Source organism: Pseudomonas oryzihabitans (genome assembly GCF_024652905.1).
Lineage (GTDB): Bacteria > Pseudomonadota > Gammaproteobacteria > Pseudomonadales > Pseudomonadaceae > Chryseomonas > Chryseomonas benzopyrenica.
Genome location: NZ_CP102428.1, coordinates 2,813,976 through 2,830,623 on the forward strand (window position 1 = coordinate 2,813,976; position 16,648 = coordinate 2,830,623).

Sequence of the window (16,648 nt, forward strand, 5' to 3'; positions counted from 1 at the left end):
CGTAGGTTGGGTTGAGCGCAGCGAAGCCCAACGTTGCCCCTCCCTTATTCCGCGATCAGCCACTCCAGCCGCCAGCTGCCTTCGCCCTGGGCCAGATGCTCGGCCAGCCAGGGCAGCAATTCGCGTAGTTCTTCCTCCAATCCCCACGGCGGATTGACGATGGCCAGTCCCGAGCCATTGAGCCGGGTGGGGTCGTCCGCCGCGCGGATCAGCAATTCGACGTTGAGCAGCTTGGGCGCGCCGCTGGCCTGCAGACCGGCATGGAAGCGCCTGAGCTGGCGGCGATCCTTGATCGGATACCAGAGGGCGATCACCGTCTGGCGCATCCGGCCGATGGCCTCGGTGACCGCCTTGACGCAACGCTCCAACTCATCAGCCTTTTCGAAGGGCGGATCGATCAGCAGTAGCGCCCGGCGCTCGGGCACCGGCAGCAGCGCCCGCGGCAGCAGCCAGCCGTCCTTCTGGTGCACCGCCACCCGGCGATCACCGGCCATGTTTTCCTTGAGCAGGCGACCATCCTCGGGGTGCAATTCGTTCAGCAGCAGCCGATCCTGGGGCCTCAAGGCCTCGCGCATCAACTCGGGCGAGCCGGGATAGTAGCGCAGCGCGCCATCGGGATTGAGCGCCGCCACCGCCTCGCGATAGCCAACAAAGGCCGTCGGTGCGGCGTCCAGCGCCCACAGCCGACCGATCCCTTCGCGCCATTCGTCGGTACGACTGGCCTGGTCGCCGGCCAGGTCATAGCGACCCACCCCGGAATGGCTGTCCAGATAGGCGAAGGGTGCCTCCTTGCGCGCCAGCAGCGCGGCCAGGCGCAACAGGGTGGCGTGCTTGAAGACATCGGCGTGATTGCCGGCATGGAAGGCGTGTCGGTAATTCATGGGATACTCCAGCGTCAGCCCTACAGTGTACCGCCTTCCTCGGGCGCCAGCGGCGTCGCGCTTTGACACCCTGGCCGTGCAGCGGGTTAAATCCCCAGGTTCTTCATTTCTTTGCCCCAGGAGTCACGCTTGGACGCCGTCACCATCAACAGCTTGTTCTTGATCGGTGCGGTGCTGATCGGCCTGTCGATTCTGGTCAGTTCGATTTCCTCGCGGGTCGGCATCCCGATCCTGGTGATCTTCCTGGTGGTCGGCATGTTCGCCGGCGTCGACGGCCCCGGTCACATCGCCTTCGACAACTATCCGATGGCCTACCTGGTGGGCAACTTGGCGCTGGCGGTGATCCTGCTCGACGGCGGCATGCGCACCCGGGTATCGAGCTTCCGCGTGGCGCTCTGGCCGGCGCTGTCGCTGGCGACGGTGGGGGTGATGATCACCACTGGCCTGACCGGCTTGGCTGCGGCCTGGCTGTTCGATCTCAGCCTGCTGCAGGGCCTGCTGATCGGCGCCATCGTCGGCTCCACCGATGCCGCGGCGGTGTTTTCCCTGCTCGGAGGGCGCGGCCTCAACGAACGGGTCACCGCCAGCCTGGAGATCGAATCCGGCAGCAACGACCCCATGGCGGTGTTTCTCACCGTGACCCTGATCGAGATGCTCGCCAGCGGCGAGAGCGGCTTCAGCTGGAGCCTGCTCGGTCATTTCGTCAGCGAATTCGCCATCGGCGGGGTGATCGGCCTGGGCGGTGGCTGGCTGCTGCTGCAGCTGATCAACCGCATCCACCTCGCCGACGGCCTCTATCCGCTGCTGGCCATCAGCGGTGGTCTGCTGATCTTCGCCCTGACCAACGCCGCCCATGGCAGTGGCATCCTCGCGGTCTACCTGGCCGGTCTGCTGATGGGTAATCTGCCGATCCGCAGCCGCCATGGCATGCTGCACATGCTCGACGGCATGGCCTGGCTGGCGCAGATCGGCATGTTCCTGGTGCTGGGCCTGCTGGTGGAGCCGCACAACCTGCTGCCCATCGCCCTGCCCGCCCTGGGCCTGGCGCTGTGGATGATCCTGGTCGCCCGCCCGCTGTCGGTGGCCATCGGCCTCTTGCCCTTCCGCGCCTTCCATGACCGGGAAAAGGCCTTTATCGCCTGGGTCGGGCTGCGTGGCGCGGTCCCCATCATCCTCGCGGTGTTCCCGATGATGGCCGGACTGCCCCAGGCCCAGCTGTTCTTCAACGTGGCCTTCTTCATCGTGCTGGTGTCGCTGCTGGTGCAGGGCTCCAGCCTGCCGCTGGCCGCCAAGTTGCTCAAGGTGACGGTGCCACCGGAGCCGGCGCCCTTCTCCCGCGCCGGCCTGCAGGTCCATCCGACCAGCGAGTGGGAGTTGTTCATCTATCGCCTGGGCGCCGAGAAATGGTGCATCGGCGCCGCCCTGCGCGAGTTGAAGATGCCCGAGGGCACCCGCATCGCCGCGCTGTTCCGCGGCGAGACCCTGCTGCACCCCTCCGGCAGTACCACCCTGGAAGCCGGTGACATCCTCTGCGTGGTCGGCCATGAGCACGACCTACCCGCCCTGGGCCGCCTGTTCAGCCAGGCGCCGCAGCAGACCCAGAGATTCTTCGGCGACTTCGTCCTGGAAGCCGATGCCGAACTCAGCGCGGTGGCCGCGCTGTACGGCCTGCAACTGGGCGAAGTGGACGGCAACCAGCGTCTCGGCAGCTTCATCACCCACCAGATCGGCGGCGAACCCATCGTCGGCGACCTGGTGGAGTGGAACGGCCTGGTCTGGATCGTCGCGGCCATCGAGAACAAGCGCGTGCGCAAGGTCGGCGTGAAGTTTCCCGAAGGCAGCAGCAGCGGACCTGCGCTCTTTCTTTAACGGTGGATGAACGGGGTTCGCGGCTTGAGGGCCGCCGCCTTGCACCCCAGGCAGCCTGGCTTTAACCTCGCGCCTTTCCACTGCCCGACGCCTGCCGCATGCACCGCCTGTCCGCTCTGCTTCGCGCCGCCGCCCTCTGCGGCTGCCTGTTCACCCTTCCCGCCGTGGCTCAGGATTCCGGGCCGCCCGACGCGCAGCAGGTCCAGCAGAATCTGAGCGCCCTGGCCGATCGCAAGCTGCCCGCCGCCGAGCAGAGCGCCGCCCAGGAGAGCCTGCAGCAGACCCTCAAGCTGCTCGACCAGCGCGACCAGTACGTCAAGCAGCTGGCCGATCTGCGCCAGCAGCTGGCCCAGGCACCGCAGCAGACCAAGGACGCCCAGCGACAACTGGCCCGCCTGCGCGCCGAGCCGATCAAGCCGGCCGAACAGCGCTATGCCGGCGCGACTCCTCAGGCCCTGGAGCAGCGGCTGAGCGAGACCAGTCTGGCGCTGAACAGCGTGCAGGACGATCTGAACGCCGCCAACAGCCTGGTGATCAATGCCCAGACCCGCCCCGAGCGCGCCCAGGTGGACATCGCCAATTTGCAGACGCGCCTGCAGCAGATCGCCGATCTGCTCAAGAGTGGACGCGAGAACGCCAAGGCGTTGACCGCCGAGCGGCGCGGTCAGCTGCTGGCGGAGCAGGCGGCGGCGGGCGCGCAAATCCAGCTGCTGCGCCAGGAGCTGGCGGGCAACAGCGTACTGCAGGATCTCGGCGCCATTCGCCGGGAGCTGTTCACCGAGCAGGTGAAGCGTTACGAGCAGGAGACCCTGGACCTGCAGACGCTGATCAGCGGCAAGCGACGCCAGCAGTCGGAAAAGACCCTGGCCGAAGCCTCGCGGGAGTCCGAAAAGACTGCCGGGGACGATGTGCTGTCCCAGGAGACCGGGCTCAATCTGCAACTGTCCGACTACCTGCTGCGCGCCACCGATCGACTCAACGATCTCAATCGCCGCAATCTGGAGTCCCGCCAGCAGCTGGATCAGCTCAAGCAGACCAGCGAGAACATGGAACAGCAGATCGGCGTGCTCAAGGGCAGCGTGCTGCTGTCCAAGCTGCTCTACCAGCAGCGTGCCGCGCTACCTTCGGTCAAGGTCAACAAGGATCTCACCGACGACATCGCCGATCTGCGCCTCTATCAGTTCGAGCTCAACCAGCAGCGCGCCCAGATCGCCAATCCGGATGCCTACGTCAGCAATCTGCTGGCCCAGCAGCCGCCGGAAAAGACCACGCCGCAGTTACGCCAGCAGTTGCTCGACCTGCTCAAGACCCGCAGCGAATTGCAGGAGCGCCTCAACACCGAGCTCAATGCCCTGCTCAGCGAGTCCATCGACCTGCAACTCAACCAGCGTCAGTTGCAGACCACCATCAGCAGCCTGCGCGGCACCCTCGACGAGCAGATGTTCTGGATTCCCAGCAACAAGCCGCTGGACTGGAACTGGGTCAAGACCGCACCCCGCAAGCTGATGCAGCAACTGCGCGACGTGCCCTGGGGCTCCAGCCTGCATGAACTCTATGTCGGCCTGGCCGAGCGCCCGCTGCTGCTGCTGCCGCTGGTCCTGGCCTTCGCTACCCTGATCTGGCAGCGACCCCGCATCCATGCCCAGGTCAGCAAGCTCAACCAGGATATCGGTCACTACCAGCGCGACAGTCAGCTGCACACGCCGCAGGCCGTACTGCTCACCATTCTCCTCGGCCTGCCGGCGAGTCTGGTGCTCTGGCTGGGCGGCGTGGCCCTCGAAGGGGACGAACGTGGCGTCAACGCCGCCATTGGTGCGGCGCTGCTGGAAATGGCAGCCGGCTGGTTGGTGTTCTACACGGTGTATCGCCTGCTGGCCTCCGGCGGCGTCGCCGAGACCCACTTCCGCTGGGCCCGGCCCCAGGCGCAGTCCCTGCGCCGGCTGGTCAGACGCGTGGGCCTGCTGGCCCTGGCACTGATGGCGGTGGTGGCCATCGCCGAACGTCAGCTGGCCGGTCTGGCCGACGATGTCCTGGGCATTCTCATCGTCCTGATCGCCTATGCCAGCCTGGCCTGGATGCTGGGTCGCTCCCTGCTCAATGCCACCGCCCGCGAGCGCCTGCCGTTCTTCCGCCTGTTGCTCGGCCTGATGATCACCGCCATTCCAGCCGTGCTGTTCTTCGCCGTGCTCTTTGGCTATTACTACACCGCGCTCAAGCTCACCGATCGCCTGGTGGACACCCTCTATGTGCTGATGGCCTGGATCATCCTCGAAGCCACCCTGGCCCGTGGCCTGAGCGTGGCCGCACGGCGCCTGGCCTACCAGCGCGCCATCCAGAAGCGCCAGGCGCAGCAGGAAGACGCCGAGGGCGTGGAGGTGGTGCAGGAGCCGACCCTGGACATGGAGCAGGTCAACCAGCAGTCCTCGCGGCTGTTGCGCCTGACCCTGCTGCTGGCCTTCCTCGGTGTGCTCTATCTGGTCTGGGCCGACGTGGTAGCGGTGTTCTCCTACCTGGACAACGTCACCCTCTACCAATACACCAGCGGCACCGGCGCCGCCGCCACCCAGGTGCCCCTGACGCTGCGGGTGTTCATCATCGCCCTGGTGATCGCCGGTCTCACCGTCGCCCTGGCGCGCAACCTGCCCGGCCTGCTGGAAGTCCTGGTGCTGTCGCGCCTGAATCTGGCCCAGGGCAGCGCCTACGCCACCACCACCCTGCTCTCCTACGTCATCGTCGGCTTCGGCACCGTGACCACCCTGGCGACCCTGGGGGTGAGCTGGGACAAGCTGCAGTGGCTGGCCACCGCCCTCTCGGTCGGTCTGGGTTTCGGTCTGCAGGAGATCTTCGGTAACTTCATCTCCGGTCTGATCATCCTCTTCGAGCGCCCGGTGCGCGTCGGCGATCTCATCACCATCGGCAACGTGACCGGCACGGTAAACAAGATCCGCATCCGCGCCACCCATATCACCGACGCCGACCGCAAGTCGGTGGTGGTGCCGAACAAGACCTTCGTCACCAGCCAGCTGATCAACTGGACGCTGACCGACACCGTCACCCGTATCGTGCTGACCTTCGGCATCAATCGCGGCAGCGATCTGGCCGAGGCCCAGCGGTTGATGATGCAGGCGGTCAAGGAAAATCCGCGGGTGCTGCATGACCCCGAGCCCTCGCTGCACATCACCCACTATGGCGCCAGCACCCTGGACCACGAATTGCGCATCTATGTGCGCGAACTGGGCGATCGCAGCGCCGCCACCGATGAGCTGATCCGCCGGGTCGACCAGTTGCTGCGCGATGCCGGTATCAACCTGCTGTCCACGCCGCAGATGGAGATCACCTTGAAGAATCGCCACGGTGCGGAGAAACAACTGGGCAAAAAGCCTCTCCTACCTGAAGGGGATGCCCAGCAGGAAGCCGAGGATCCCAAGCCATCCAAGGCCTGACGGCCCCCTGCGCGGATATCTCGGGACACCCATGAAACAGCTGCTCGATCTGACGTTCGACAACAGATTCGCCCGCCTGGGCGACGACTTCTCCACCCGCATCGACCCCCGGCCGCTGGACGATCCACGGCTGGTGGTCGCCTCGCCCGCCGCCCTGGCGCTGTTGGACCTGGATCCGGCGGTGGCCGAGACCCCCGAATTCACCCAGGTGTTCGCCGGGGCCCAGCTCTGGGATAGCGCCGAGCCCAGGGCCATGATCTATTCCGGCCACCAGTTCGGCTCCTACAACCCGCGCCTGGGCGATGGCCGCGGCCTGCTGTTGGGCGAGGTGGTCAACGACCGCGGTGAGCACTGGGATCTGCACCTCAAGGGCGCCGGTCTCACGCCCTTCTCGCGCATGGGCGACGGCCGCGCCGTGCTGCGCTCCTCCATCCGTGAATTCCTCGCCTCCGAGGCCTTGCACGCCCTGGGTATCCCGACCACCCGGGCGCTGTGCGTGATCGGCTCCGCCACCCAGGTGGTGCGCGAGCGGTTGGAAACCGGCGCCACCCTGCTGCGCATGGCCCCCAGCCATGTGCGCTTCGGTCACTTCGAGTACTTCTACTACACCCGCCAGCACCAGTTGCTGGAGCAACTGGGCGAGCATGTGTTGGCCGCGCACTTCCCCGAACTGCTAGCCACCCCCGAGCCCTGGGCAGCGCTGTTCCGCGAGGTAGTGGAACGCAACGCCCGGCTGATCGCCCACTGGCAGGCCTATGGTTTCTGCCATGGGGTGATGAACACCGACAACTTCTCGATCCTGGGCCTCACCTTCGACTTCGGCCCCTTCGCCTTCCTCGACGACTTCGACGCCCAGTTCATCTGCAACCATTCCGATCACACCGGGCGCTACTCCTACAGCAACCAGGTGCCCATCGCCCACTGGAACCTGGCGGCCCTGGCCCAGGCGCTGACACCCAAGGTGGCGGTCGAGACGCTGCAGGAGAGCATCGCCCTCTTCCTGCCGCTGTATCAGGCGCACTACCTCGACCTGATGCGCCGCCGCCTGGGCCTGCAGGAGGCGCGAGACGAAGATCAGGAGCTGGTCGAGCGCCTGCTGGCCCTGATGCAGCAGGGCGGCGTGGACTATCACCTGTTCTTCCGCCACCTGGGCGAAGACCAGCCTGCCGCCGCCCTCGCCCGGGTGCGCGAAGACTTCATCGACCTGCGTGGCTTCGACGACTGGAGCCAGGCCTATCGTGCGCGCCTGGAGGCCGAAGGCGGTACGGCAGCCGACCGCACCGCACGCATGAACGCGGTCAATCCGCTGTATGTGCTGCGCAATTACCTGGCCCAGCAGGCCATCGAACAGGCCGAAGCAGGCGACTACAGCGAAGTGCGCCTGCTGCACGAGGTACTGTCACGCCCCTTCGAGGCCCAACCGGGGCGCGAACGCTTCGCCCAGCGGCCGCCGGACTGGGGCAAGCACCTGGAGATCAGCTGCTCGTCTTGAAGTCCGGCTCCGACCAGGCGCCGGACTTCAGGCGCCGTTGACCTGGAAGACGTGCCGCAGATAGTGCAGGAAGTCCGGTTCGCCGCCCTGGGCCTTGCCCGGGGCGTCGGAGATCTTGGCCACCGGCTGGCCATTGCAGCGACTCATCTTGAGCACCATGTTCATCGGCTGCACCCCCGGGATGTCACAGGTGAAATGGGTGCCGATGCCAAAGCTCACGTTGATCCGCTCGCGCAGGGCGCGAAACAGCGCGAGGGCCTTTTCCAGATTGAGCGAATCGGAAAACACCAGGGTCTTGGTCAGGGGGTCGATGCCCAGCTGCTGGTAGTGGGCGATGGCCTTTTCCGCCCACTGCAGGGGATCACCGCTGTCATGGCGCAGGCCGTCGAACAGCTTGGCGAAGTAGAGATCGAAATCGCGCAGAAAGGCGTCCATGGTGATGGTATCGGTCAGGGCGATGCCGAGCTGACCGCGATACTCGCGCACCCAGCAGTCGAGGGCGGCGATCTGGCTGTCGATCAACCGTGGCCCCAGTTGCTGGTGCGCCATCAACCACTCGTGGGCCATGGTGCCCAGGGGCGCCACACCCAGCTTCCACGCCAGGTGGACATTGCTGGTACCGACAAAGCGACCGGGAAAGTCGTCCCTCAGGCTGCGCACCACCATCTCCTGCACACCATAGGAAAAACGCCGCCGGGTACCGAAGTCGGCCATCTTGAATTCGGCCAACTCGTCGGCGCCCGCTTCCCGTGCCAGCCAGTCGAACTTGCGATAGAGCTGATCGCGTGCCAGCTGCAGGGGTAGGTCGGCATGGCGCTGGCGATTGCGCACCTCGCTGATCAGCGCCAGGATCGGTACCTCGAACAGGATCAGGTGCAGCCAGGGACCCTTCAGGGTCAGGGTGAAGCGCCCGTCCTCCTCGCCAAGGAACACATAGGAGGGATTGAAACGAAACAGCCGCAGAAAGCGGATAAAGTCGGGTGTGATGAAGGGAATGCGTTCGAGAAAGTCCAGCTGGCGATCACTGATGGCGACATCGGCCAGGTCATCGATCTCGGCCTGGATGGCCGCGTGATAGGGCCGCAGGTCTTCGTCGTTGCGGCAGCGAAAGGCCCACTCGACTTCCGCATTGGGATAGTTGTGCAGGACGGCCTGCATCATGGTGAGCTTGTAGAAGTCGGTGTCCAGCAGGCTCTGCACGGCCTGCTCGGAAAAACTATCGGCCATCATCGGCGGGGCTCGGCAGCTAGAAGTCAGACGACAGGATGCCGAACTTGCCGGGGAAGCGAAAGGCGCTTGACCGTCCGGGGCCTAACGATTGTGGGTCTGGGTCATGCCGAAGAGGAATAGCAGCAGGTCCTGGCTACCCGTGCTGGAGGTGTTCAGGGTGCGCGCCACGGGGGTCTGGCAGTAGTCCAGGCCTTCGCTACCGACGACCACGGCCGCCGGTCTTAGCCAGCTCGCATAGGCCAGCGTGGTGACCCCGCAAAAAGCCGCGATCAACAAACCTCGAGTAATTTGTGAAGTCATGGCTCCAACCCTCTGATCTTCCGTCCCAACGCCTGTTGGTAAACGTAGAGCAGAGTTCGCCATTGCGCAGCGTTCCACGACGAATGGCGGCGTAATTGCAGCATATCCCGACGGGCGGCCGTGTCTATAGCCATTCGTTGGCGACATTTCTCCAGATCGAGCAAGGCGATGGAGAATTGCTTGCCCTCCGGCCCCATGCGCTCGGCGACGAAGATATGTTTGGGATAGAGGCAGCCATGCTGCCAGCGGTGACGGTGCATGCGCGCCAGCACCTCGCCCAGAGTGGTCAGGAAGCGCTCGTGCTCGGCTTCGCTGAGCGCCTGGCCACCGCCTTCGGCGTACCAGTGATCGAGATCCTGATAGCCTTCCAGGGCGGCGCTCACCAGCAACGCGCGCCAACCACCCTGGGCTTGCTGGGCATCGCAGAAGAGCAACTCGGGAACCTGGATACCCAGGTCGCGAAAGGCGATCAGCGCATCCCGCTCACGCAAGGCGGTGGGCCGCCCCAGGGGATGACGCAAACTACGATAGAGATGACCGACCTGACGCTTGACGTAGGCCAGGGTCCCGTCGGGAAGCTGCAGGCGCTGGACACCGCTCTCGCCGCCCCGACGGACATTGGGCGCTTCCACCCAGTCGCCTGCGGTGTTCCACCAGCGATCGAAACGCTCTTCGCCCTGCGTCACGGCTCCCATCGGCTGCCTCTCTTATTCTAGATAGCTTCAATTGGCCTTGCGCAGGACATAGACCCGCCACATGGCATAGCCCGGCAAAAAATCCAGGGCTCGGTCGACCACGAAGCCGGCCTGAGCGACTTCCGCCTCGAACTGGCTGCGCTCGACGATGAATCGGTTCTGGTAACCGCCGCGGTCGCGGCCTTCGGCCTGGCGCCGACGTTCCAGTGCCTGGCGACGCCAGGCCTTGAAGTTGCCATCCACCCACAGCGACAGGATGACGCTGTCACGGGTCACCCGATGGAACTCCTGCAGCAGCGCCAGACGGTCCGCCGCTTCGCCCACGTGGTGAAACAAACGCATACAGAAAATACAATCTACAGAATTGTCGGACAAGTCGATAGCGAAAGCCGACGTCTGCAGCGTTTTGACCCGGGCCACGACCTCGGCGGGCTGCTGCGCACGGGCGGTGGCCAGCATGTTTTCCGAGTAATCGGCACCGATGATCAGACGATTGCGCTTCTCCGCCAGCAGCGGCCAGAAACGACCGGCACCACTGGGCAGATCCAGCACCAGGTTGGGCTGGCCGGCGATACTCAGGGCCTGCCGCGCCAGTTGCTGGTCGCGCCAGTTGGACAGGCGCCGGGCCAGACCGTCCTGGTGCTTCAGGTAATACTGGCGGGCGTGGTCGGCGTCGTACTTTTGCGAAAAGGGCAGGTCGATGGGCGCTTTCACGGAGGCGGCTCCTGAGGGAGTGGAGAAGTGCCGCTACCCTATCCAGGCCGCTGTCAAACCCCGGTCAAGTCGTTGTGAAAATTCTGTAACGCTAGTCGGCTACCCTCTCGCTGCCAAGAGCGATATCGAAGCGGCACCCCCCTGCCGCGCTGTCGCCCAGGGTCACGCTCCAGCCCTGCAGCTGACAGATCCGCCGGACCAGCGACAGGCCCAGCCCCAGTCCCTCGCCACGGCCCTCGGCGCCACGGACAAAGGGCTGGAACATCGCCTCACGCTGCTCTTCGGGAATGCCAACGCCACTGTCTTCCACCACGAAACCCGCAGCGCCGACCTGCAGGCTGATGTAGCCGCGTTCGGTGTAGTGCAGGGCATTGCGCAACAGATTGCTCATCACCGACCGCAAAAATGGCTCGTGCCAGAGCAAGCGCTCGGCCTCCGGCGCCACGCTCAGGCGCCATTGCAGCCCCTTGGCCTCCACCGCCGCCTGCCATTCCTGCGTCTGGCGCCGAGCCACCTCGGCCAGGGTGGCACGGGGTGCCTGGGTATCGCTGTCGCCCTGGTTGCGCGCCAGGGCCAGAAAGGTCTGCACCAGTTCCTGCATCTCCCGCGCCGCGCGCGTCATGCGCTCCAATGGGCCCTTCGCCCGAGGTGGCAGATCCGGCGTGGCCTCCAGCAATTCGCAGGACGAATTGATCACCATCAGCGGCGTGCGCAATTCATGACTGACGTCGCTGGTGAACAGCCGCTCGCGCGCCAGGGCGGCACGCAGGCGATTCAGGGCATCGTCGAAGGCGCCGGCCAGTTCGCCGACCTCGTCCTTGGCATAGTCCGGCGCCAGGGGCGGGGTCACATCGAGAATCTGGTCACGCCGCCGTACCTGGCGCGCCAGCCGCACCACCGGCGCGATCACCCGCCGTGCCAGGGCCCATCCCAGCAGCCAGGCCAGGGCCACGCTGATCAGGAACCCGATCAGCACCACCTTGTAGAGCAACCGCTCGCGCGCCTCGAAATCGCTCTGGTTCTGCAACAGGACGAAATGGTTGCCCTCCAGCTCGGCGACGTAGGCATAGAAGTACTGCTGGTCCTCCTCCACCTCGCTGAAGCCCGCCGGCAGATCGCGCAGGTGCGCGGGCAACTGCGCCACCTCGGCGAGGGGCACGAAATACAGACGCATGTCGGGATCCAGCACCGGCTGGCCACCGCGTCTCATGTCGCGCTGGACCATGCGCTCCAGTTCGTTGTGCAGATCGGTGGAGATCAAGCGCTCCTCGACGGTGTGCACCACCGCGACGATACCCAGGGAAAAGACGCCACCCACCAGAAAGGTCATCAGCACGAAGGCGATGACGATCCGCCGCGACAGGCTCAGGTGATATTCCATGGCTAATCCTGCTCGACCAACTTGTAGCCCACCCCATGGATGGTGCGCAGCAGCGGCTGCGCGAAGGGCTTATCGATCACCTGGCGCAACTGGTGGACGTGGCTGCGCAGGCTGTCGCTGTCGGGGTAGTCCTCGCCCCACACCGCCTCCTCCAGTACCTCGCGACGCACCACATGGGGCGACTTCTGCATCAGCAGGGCAAGGATCTTGAGACCGATGGGATTGAGCTTGAGCGACTTGCCGGCACGACTCACCTCCAGGGTGTCCAGGTCGTAGCTGAGATCGGCGACCTGCAGCTGGCGACGCCCGCCCCCTTTGGTCCGGCGCATCACCGCCTCGACGCGCGCGGCCAATTCCGACAGGGCGAAGGGTTTGACCAGGTAGTCGTCGGCGCCGGAGCGGAAGCCTTCCAGACGGTCATCGAGCTGATCGCGGGCGGTGAGCATGATCACCGGGGTGTCGCGGCGGGCATCCTGGCGCAGCCGCTGGCAGAGGGTGTAGCCGTCGATGCCGGGCAGCATGATGTCGAGGATGAGCAGATCGTAGTGCTCGGTCGCGGCGAGGTGCAGCCCCGACAGGCCATCCTGGGCGCAATCCACGCTGTAGCCCTTGAGACTAAGGTAGTCCAGCAGGTTGCTGAGGATGTCTTTGTTGTCTTCCACCACCAGGATACGCATGTCGCTGACCTCGTTGGCGAGCCACCCGGGGCCCGCACGCTTGCTGTTCGGCACAGAGCCTAACCGCGTCCGCCGGGCGCGACCAGCACCAGGCGGGTCGGAGACCGGCCATAAAAAAACCCCGGTGTCCGCGAGGAGCACCGGGGTTGGGCTCGGCCCGGGGGCCGGAGCGGTTCTTACATCATGCCGCCCATGCCACCCATGCCGCCCATGTCGGGCATGGCCGGGGCTGCGTCGTCTTTCGGCAGCTCAGCCACGATGGCTTCGGTGGTGATCAGCAGACCGGCGATGGAGGAAGCGGCCTGCAGCGCGCTGCGGGTCACCTTGGCCGGGTCGATGATGCCGAATTCCAGCATGTCGCCGTATTCGCCAGTGGCGGCGTTGTAGCCGTAGTTGCCGCTGCCCTGCTTGACCTTGTCCAGCACGACGGAGGCTTCGTCACCGGCGTTGGTCACGATCTGGCGCAGGGGAGCTTCAACAGCGCGACGCAGGATGTTGATACCGGCGTTCTGCTCTTCGTTGATGCCTTTCAGATCCTTCAGCGCGTCCAGGGCACGGACCAGAGCGACACCGCCGCCAGGCACCACGCCTTCTTCCACGGCAGCGCGGGTAGCGTGCAGGGCGTCTTCGACGCGGGCTTTCTTCTCTTTCATCTCGACTTCGGTGGCAGCGCCAACCTTGATCACTGCAACACCGCCGGCCAGCTTGGCCAGACGCTCTTGCAGCTTCTCTTTGTCGTAGTCGGAAGAGGTTTCTTCGACCTGGGCACGGATCTGCTTGATACGGGCCTGGATGTCGACTTCCACGCCAGCGCCGTCGATGACGGTGGTGTTTTCCTTGTTCAGGACCACACGCTTGGCTTGACCCAGGTGCTCCAGGGTGGTGCTTTCCAGGCTCAGGCCGACTTCTTCGGAGATGACGGTACCGCCGGTCAGGATGGCGATGTCCTGCAGCATGGCCTTGCGACGATCACCGAAGCCCGGAGCCTTGACGGCTGCGACCTTGACGATACCGCGCATGTTGTTGACCACCAGAGTGGCCAGGGCTTCGCCTTCGACGTCTTCGGCGACGATCAGCAGCGGACGACCGGCCTTGGCAACGGATTCCAGCACCGGCAGCAGTTCGCGGATGTTGGAGATCTTCTTGTCGACCAGCAGCAGCAGCGGGCTGTCCAGCTCGGCCGACATGGTGTCGGGCTTGTTGATGAAGTAGGGCGACAGGTAGCCACGGTCGAACTGCATGCCTTCGACGACGGACAGTTCGTTTTCCAGGCCCGAGCCTTCTTCGACGGTGATGACGCCTTCTTTACCAACCTTCTCCATGGCTTCGGCGATGATGTTGCCGATGCTGTCGTCGGAGTTGGCGGAGATGGTGCCTACCTGGGCGATGGCCTTGCTGTCGGCGCAGGGCTTGGACAGGTTCTTCAGCTCGGCGACGACGGCGGCGGTGGCCTTGTCGATGCCGCGCTTCAGGTCCATCGGGTTCAGGCCGGCGGCCACGGACTTGAGGCCTTCGGTGACGATGGCCTGAGCCAGCACGGTGGCGGTGGTGGTGCCGTCACCGGCCGCGTCGTTGGCCTTGGAGGCCACGTCTTTCACCAGCTGGGCGCCGATGTTCTCGATGCGATCCTTGAGCTCGATCTCCTTGGCGACGGACACGCCGTCCTTGGTGATCAGGGGAGCACCGAAGCTGCGCTCCAGCACCACGTTACGGCCTTTCGGGCCCAGGGTAGCCTTGACGGCGTCGGCCAGGGTGTTGACACCGGTCAGCAGCTTCTTGCGCGCGGAGTCACCGAATTTGACGTCTTTTGCAGCCATGTTCTGTTTCCTCTAAGAAATTCGAAAAGTGAGCGGGGATCAGCCTTCGATGACGGCCAGGATTTCGGACTCAGCCATCACCAGCAGTTCTTCGCCATCGACCTTGATGGCGTTGCTGCCGGAATAGGGACCGAAAACCACCTTGTCACCCACTTTCACCGCCGGAGCACGGACGTCGCCGTTGTCCAGTACGCGTCCAGTGCCTACGGCAACCACTTCACCGCGATTCGGCTTTTCGGCAGCCGAGCCCGGCAGCACGATGCCGCCAGCGGATTTGGTCTCTTCTTCGCTGCGACGAATCACAACGCGATCATGCAGAGGACGAAGCGCCATTGTCGTATCTCCCAAAGTTCTAAGTGTTTCCAGCGCCGATGACTGCATCGGCAGTTTGTTTTTACCGGCTGCGCCGGGTGCGCCCCGTGCATGACAGGACGCGAAACCTGCTCGCCTTGCGGCGACAACCTTGCGGTGTCCGCTACATGAGGTTGTCGCCAGGCATTTCAAGGGCGACGGGCAAAATTTTTAGCGCTTTTGCTCGTCGCGGTGCACCACTTCACCCTCGATCACCTCGGGACGATGAGGTGCGCCCTGCCCAGGGCCCGGTTGGTAGCCCTGGGCACCGGGATTGCGCCGGGTCACCCGACCGATCACCGCGCCCAGCAGGGCCTTGCGGGTCACCGGCAAGAGGCAGATGAGCGCCAGGCCGTCACTGATGAAGCCCGGAAAGATCAGCAGGGCGCCGGCGATCGCCAGGGTCAGCCCCTGGATGACTTCCTGCTCGGGCATCTGCCCCTGAGCCAGGCGCATGCGGATGCGCCAGAGGGTGGTGAAGCCGGCGACGCGCAGCAGGGCGACGCCGACCAGAAAGCTCAGCAGCAGCAGGGCGAAGGTGGCGAGCACGCCGATTTCGCTGCCGATCTTGATGAGTACGGCCAGTTCCACAAAGGGGAACAGCAAGAAGAGTAAGGCGGTCACGCGCATCTCAGGTCCTTCACGGTGGAAACCGATTGAAAGACAGGAGATGGAGGCGGCCGAGCCGATTTCAAGGTGGCTGCCCGGCACCGGCTGGAAACGCGAAGGCCGCGAAAATCGCGGCCTTGACGGGTTGGCGGGCGCCTAGGGAAACATCGGGTTACCAGGAAACGCCGACACCGGCGGTGTACTCGGTCTGGTTGACGTTGCCCTCGGCTCCGCTGGTCAGTTCCTTGGACGCCTTGAGGTTCAGCGACGCCCAGTTGGTCACCTTATATCTCAGGCCGACATCGCCATCGAAGGTGAGATTGGCGGTGTTGTCCAGCGGCCGGCCCAGTTCACCCGTGGTGAAGAACTGGATGGTCTGTCCATACAGATAGCGGTTGTAGTCCCACTTCATGCTCGCCGAGAGGAACTGGTCGGAGCCACCGTCCGCGTACTGGTAGCGGTTGTGGTTGAGCAGGCCGGTAAGGGAGAAAGAGCCCAGCTCGTTGTCCCAGAACTGGTAACCGGGGCCGGTACCCAGGGTGCGCTGCTTGGCCAGGTCCTGGATCCAGTCGCGCTTGTATTCGGCGCGGCCCTGCCAGAAGAATTTCTCGTCGAAGAAGCGATCCAGGGCGTACTGCAGGCCGTACTTGCTGGTCGAAACCACGTCGTCGGTCTTGTAGCGGTCGTAGCTGCCGTTGGCGTTGTGCCGCCACATGCCGTGCCGGGCCTGGGTCTTGAAATCGATATCGTATTTTTCGCTGTCCTGGGACGAGCTGATGTAGTCCAGGCCGGCATCGATGTTGCCTTTCCAGGCGAAGTCGCGCAGGAAGGGCCGCGGCGGCACGATCTGGGTGATGCTCGCCAGGGGCACGGTCTGCTGGCCGTCGGTGGTGCTGACCACTACCTGGCCATCCTCGGCCGGCTTGAGGCTTTCCACCGGGAAATCGGGTTCGTACTTGCCGCGCTGGACGATCACGGGCTTGTCACGCTGCAAGGTCTTGATCTTGTCCCACGACAGGGGAATGTTGCCGCCGTATTCGGTCTGCAGGAGCAGCTTCTTGCTGTCGAGCAACTTGATGGTTCCGGTCAGACGATCGCCGTTCTTGAGCCAGACGGTGTCGGCATGGGCGAAGGAGGCGAGTGACAACAGCGCGAGCGAGGAGAGGAGTCGAAAACGCATGGGCACCAG

At 64.7% G+C, this 16,648-nt stretch carries 14 protein-coding genes; 3 read left to right on the forward strand and 11 right to left on the reverse strand.

Annotation, left to right across the window (positions count from 1 at the left end):
* Positions 1-44: 44 nt before the first annotated feature.
* Positions 45-881: a 23S rRNA (adenine(2030)-N(6))-methyltransferase RlmJ gene (locus NRG74_RS13015; RefSeq protein ID WP_257704309.1), complete on the reverse strand. Its 837-nt coding sequence runs from the start codon at positions 879-881 to the stop codon at positions 45-47.
* Between the two features lie 129 nt (positions 882-1,010).
* Here NRG74_RS13015 and NRG74_RS13020 point away from each other — a divergent pair, with 129 nt between their 5' ends.
* The 3 genes from NRG74_RS13020 to selO all read left to right on the forward strand — a co-directional run bounded on the left by NRG74_RS13020 (position 1,011) and on the right by selO (position 7,685).
* Complete coding sequence (locus tag NRG74_RS13020; RefSeq protein ID WP_017640096.1) at positions 1,011-2,750, forward strand: potassium/proton antiporter; 1,740 nt, start codon at positions 1,011-1,013, stop codon at positions 2,748-2,750.
* Positions 2,751-2,848: 98 nt separating this feature from the next.
* A complete protein-coding gene (gene mscK, locus NRG74_RS13025; RefSeq protein ID WP_064307374.1) occupies positions 2,849-6,193 on the forward strand; it encodes a mechanosensitive channel MscK in 3,345 nt (1,114 codons plus the stop codon).
* Between the two features lie 31 nt (positions 6,194-6,224).
* Positions 6,225-7,685, forward strand: coding sequence for a protein adenylyltransferase SelO (selO, locus tag NRG74_RS13030; protein WP_257704313.1), 1,461 nt, complete (start codon positions 6,225-6,227; stop codon positions 7,683-7,685).
* Positions 7,686-7,712: 27 nt separating this feature from the next.
* Here selO and pncB read toward each other — a convergent pair whose 3' ends face one another.
* The 10 genes from pncB to NRG74_RS13080 all read right to left on the reverse strand — a co-directional run bounded on the left by pncB (position 7,713) and on the right by NRG74_RS13080 (position 16,639).
* Positions 7,713-8,915 (reverse strand): nicotinate phosphoribosyltransferase, encoded by a 1,203-nt coding sequence (pncB, locus tag NRG74_RS13035; RefSeq protein WP_257704315.1) that lies wholly within the window; start codon positions 8,913-8,915, stop codon positions 7,713-7,715.
* A gap of 81 nt (positions 8,916-8,996) precedes the next feature.
* The gene (locus tag NRG74_RS13040) at positions 8,997-9,188 is read right to left on the reverse strand and encodes a hypothetical protein (RefSeq protein ID WP_257704317.1); all 192 of its coding nucleotides are present in this window, start codon (positions 9,186-9,188) and stop codon (positions 8,997-8,999) included.
* A gap of 23 nt (positions 9,189-9,211) precedes the next feature.
* Positions 9,212-9,910, reverse strand: a complete 699-nt coding sequence (locus tag NRG74_RS13045; protein ID WP_017640091.1) for a lipopolysaccharide kinase InaA family protein — start codon at positions 9,908-9,910, stop codon at positions 9,212-9,214.
* Between the two features lie 27 nt (positions 9,911-9,937).
* Positions 9,938-10,624 carry a class I SAM-dependent methyltransferase gene (locus NRG74_RS13050; RefSeq protein WP_093253914.1) on the reverse strand — a complete coding sequence of 229 codons (687 nt, stop codon included), beginning with the start codon at positions 10,622-10,624 and terminating at the stop codon, positions 9,938-9,940.
* A 91-nt stretch (positions 10,625-10,715) separates the two neighbouring features.
* Positions 10,716-12,005 carry a sensor histidine kinase gene (locus tag NRG74_RS13055; protein WP_068383039.1) on the reverse strand — a complete coding sequence of 430 codons (1,290 nt, stop codon included), beginning with the start codon at positions 12,003-12,005 and terminating at the stop codon, positions 10,716-10,718.
* Between the two features lie 2 nt (positions 12,006-12,007).
* A complete protein-coding gene (locus NRG74_RS13060; protein ID WP_017640088.1) occupies positions 12,008-12,682 on the reverse strand; it encodes a response regulator transcription factor in 675 nt (224 codons plus the stop codon).
* Between the two features lie 176 nt (positions 12,683-12,858).
* The gene (groL, locus tag NRG74_RS13065; RefSeq protein ID WP_017640087.1) at positions 12,859-14,499 is read right to left on the reverse strand and encodes a chaperonin GroEL; all 1,641 of its coding nucleotides are present in this window, start codon (positions 14,497-14,499) and stop codon (positions 12,859-12,861) included.
* A 39-nt stretch (positions 14,500-14,538) separates the two neighbouring features.
* Positions 14,539-14,832 carry a co-chaperone GroES gene (locus tag NRG74_RS13070; RefSeq protein WP_007161933.1) on the reverse strand — a complete coding sequence of 98 codons (294 nt, stop codon included), beginning with the start codon at positions 14,830-14,832 and terminating at the stop codon, positions 14,539-14,541.
* A 189-nt stretch (positions 14,833-15,021) separates the two neighbouring features.
* Complete coding sequence (locus NRG74_RS13075; RefSeq protein WP_017640085.1) at positions 15,022-15,480, reverse strand: FxsA family protein; 459 nt, start codon at positions 15,478-15,480, stop codon at positions 15,022-15,024.
* Positions 15,481-15,631: 151 nt separating this feature from the next.
* On the reverse strand, positions 15,632-16,639 hold the full coding sequence (locus NRG74_RS13080; RefSeq protein ID WP_257704328.1) for a DUF481 domain-containing protein: 1,008 nt from the start codon (positions 16,637-16,639) through the stop codon (positions 15,632-15,634).
* Positions 16,640-16,648 lie beyond the last annotated feature (9 nt).

Excerpts from the sequence above, each read along its gene's own strand:
- NRG74_RS13060 (WP_017640088.1), bottom strand. The coding sequence starts at position 12,682 with ATGCGTATCCTGGTGGTGGAAGACAACAAAGACATCCTCAGCAACCTG.
- NRG74_RS13015 (WP_257704309.1), bottom strand. The coding sequence starts at position 881 with ATGAATTACCGACACGCCTTCCATGCCGGCAATCACGCCGATGTCTTC.
- NRG74_RS13045 (WP_017640091.1), bottom strand. The coding sequence starts at position 9,910 with ATGGGAGCCGTGACGCAGGGCGAAGAGCGTTTCGATCGCTGGTGGAAC.
- NRG74_RS13070 (WP_007161933.1), bottom strand. The coding sequence starts at position 14,832 with ATGGCGCTTCGTCCTCTGCATGATCGCGTTGTGATTCGTCGCAGCGAA.
- mscK (WP_064307374.1), top strand. The coding sequence starts at position 2,849 with ATGCACCGCCTGTCCGCTCTGCTTCGCGCCGCCGCCCTCTGCGGCTGC.
- groL (WP_017640087.1), bottom strand. The coding sequence starts at position 14,499 with ATGGCTGCAAAAGACGTCAAATTCGGTGACTCCGCGCGCAAGAAGCTG.
- NRG74_RS13080 (WP_257704328.1), bottom strand. The coding sequence starts at position 16,639 with ATGCGTTTTCGACTCCTCTCCTCGCTCGCGCTGTTGTCACTCGCCTCC.
- pncB (WP_257704315.1), bottom strand. The coding sequence starts at position 8,915 with ATGATGGCCGATAGTTTTTCCGAGCAGGCCGTGCAGAGCCTGCTGGAC.
- NRG74_RS13075 (WP_017640085.1), bottom strand. The coding sequence starts at position 15,480 with ATGCGCGTGACCGCCTTACTCTTCTTGCTGTTCCCCTTTGTGGAACTG.
- selO (WP_257704313.1), top strand. The coding sequence starts at position 6,225 with ATGAAACAGCTGCTCGATCTGACGTTCGACAACAGATTCGCCCGCCTG.
- NRG74_RS13055 (WP_068383039.1), bottom strand. The coding sequence starts at position 12,005 with ATGGAATATCACCTGAGCCTGTCGCGGCGGATCGTCATCGCCTTCGTG.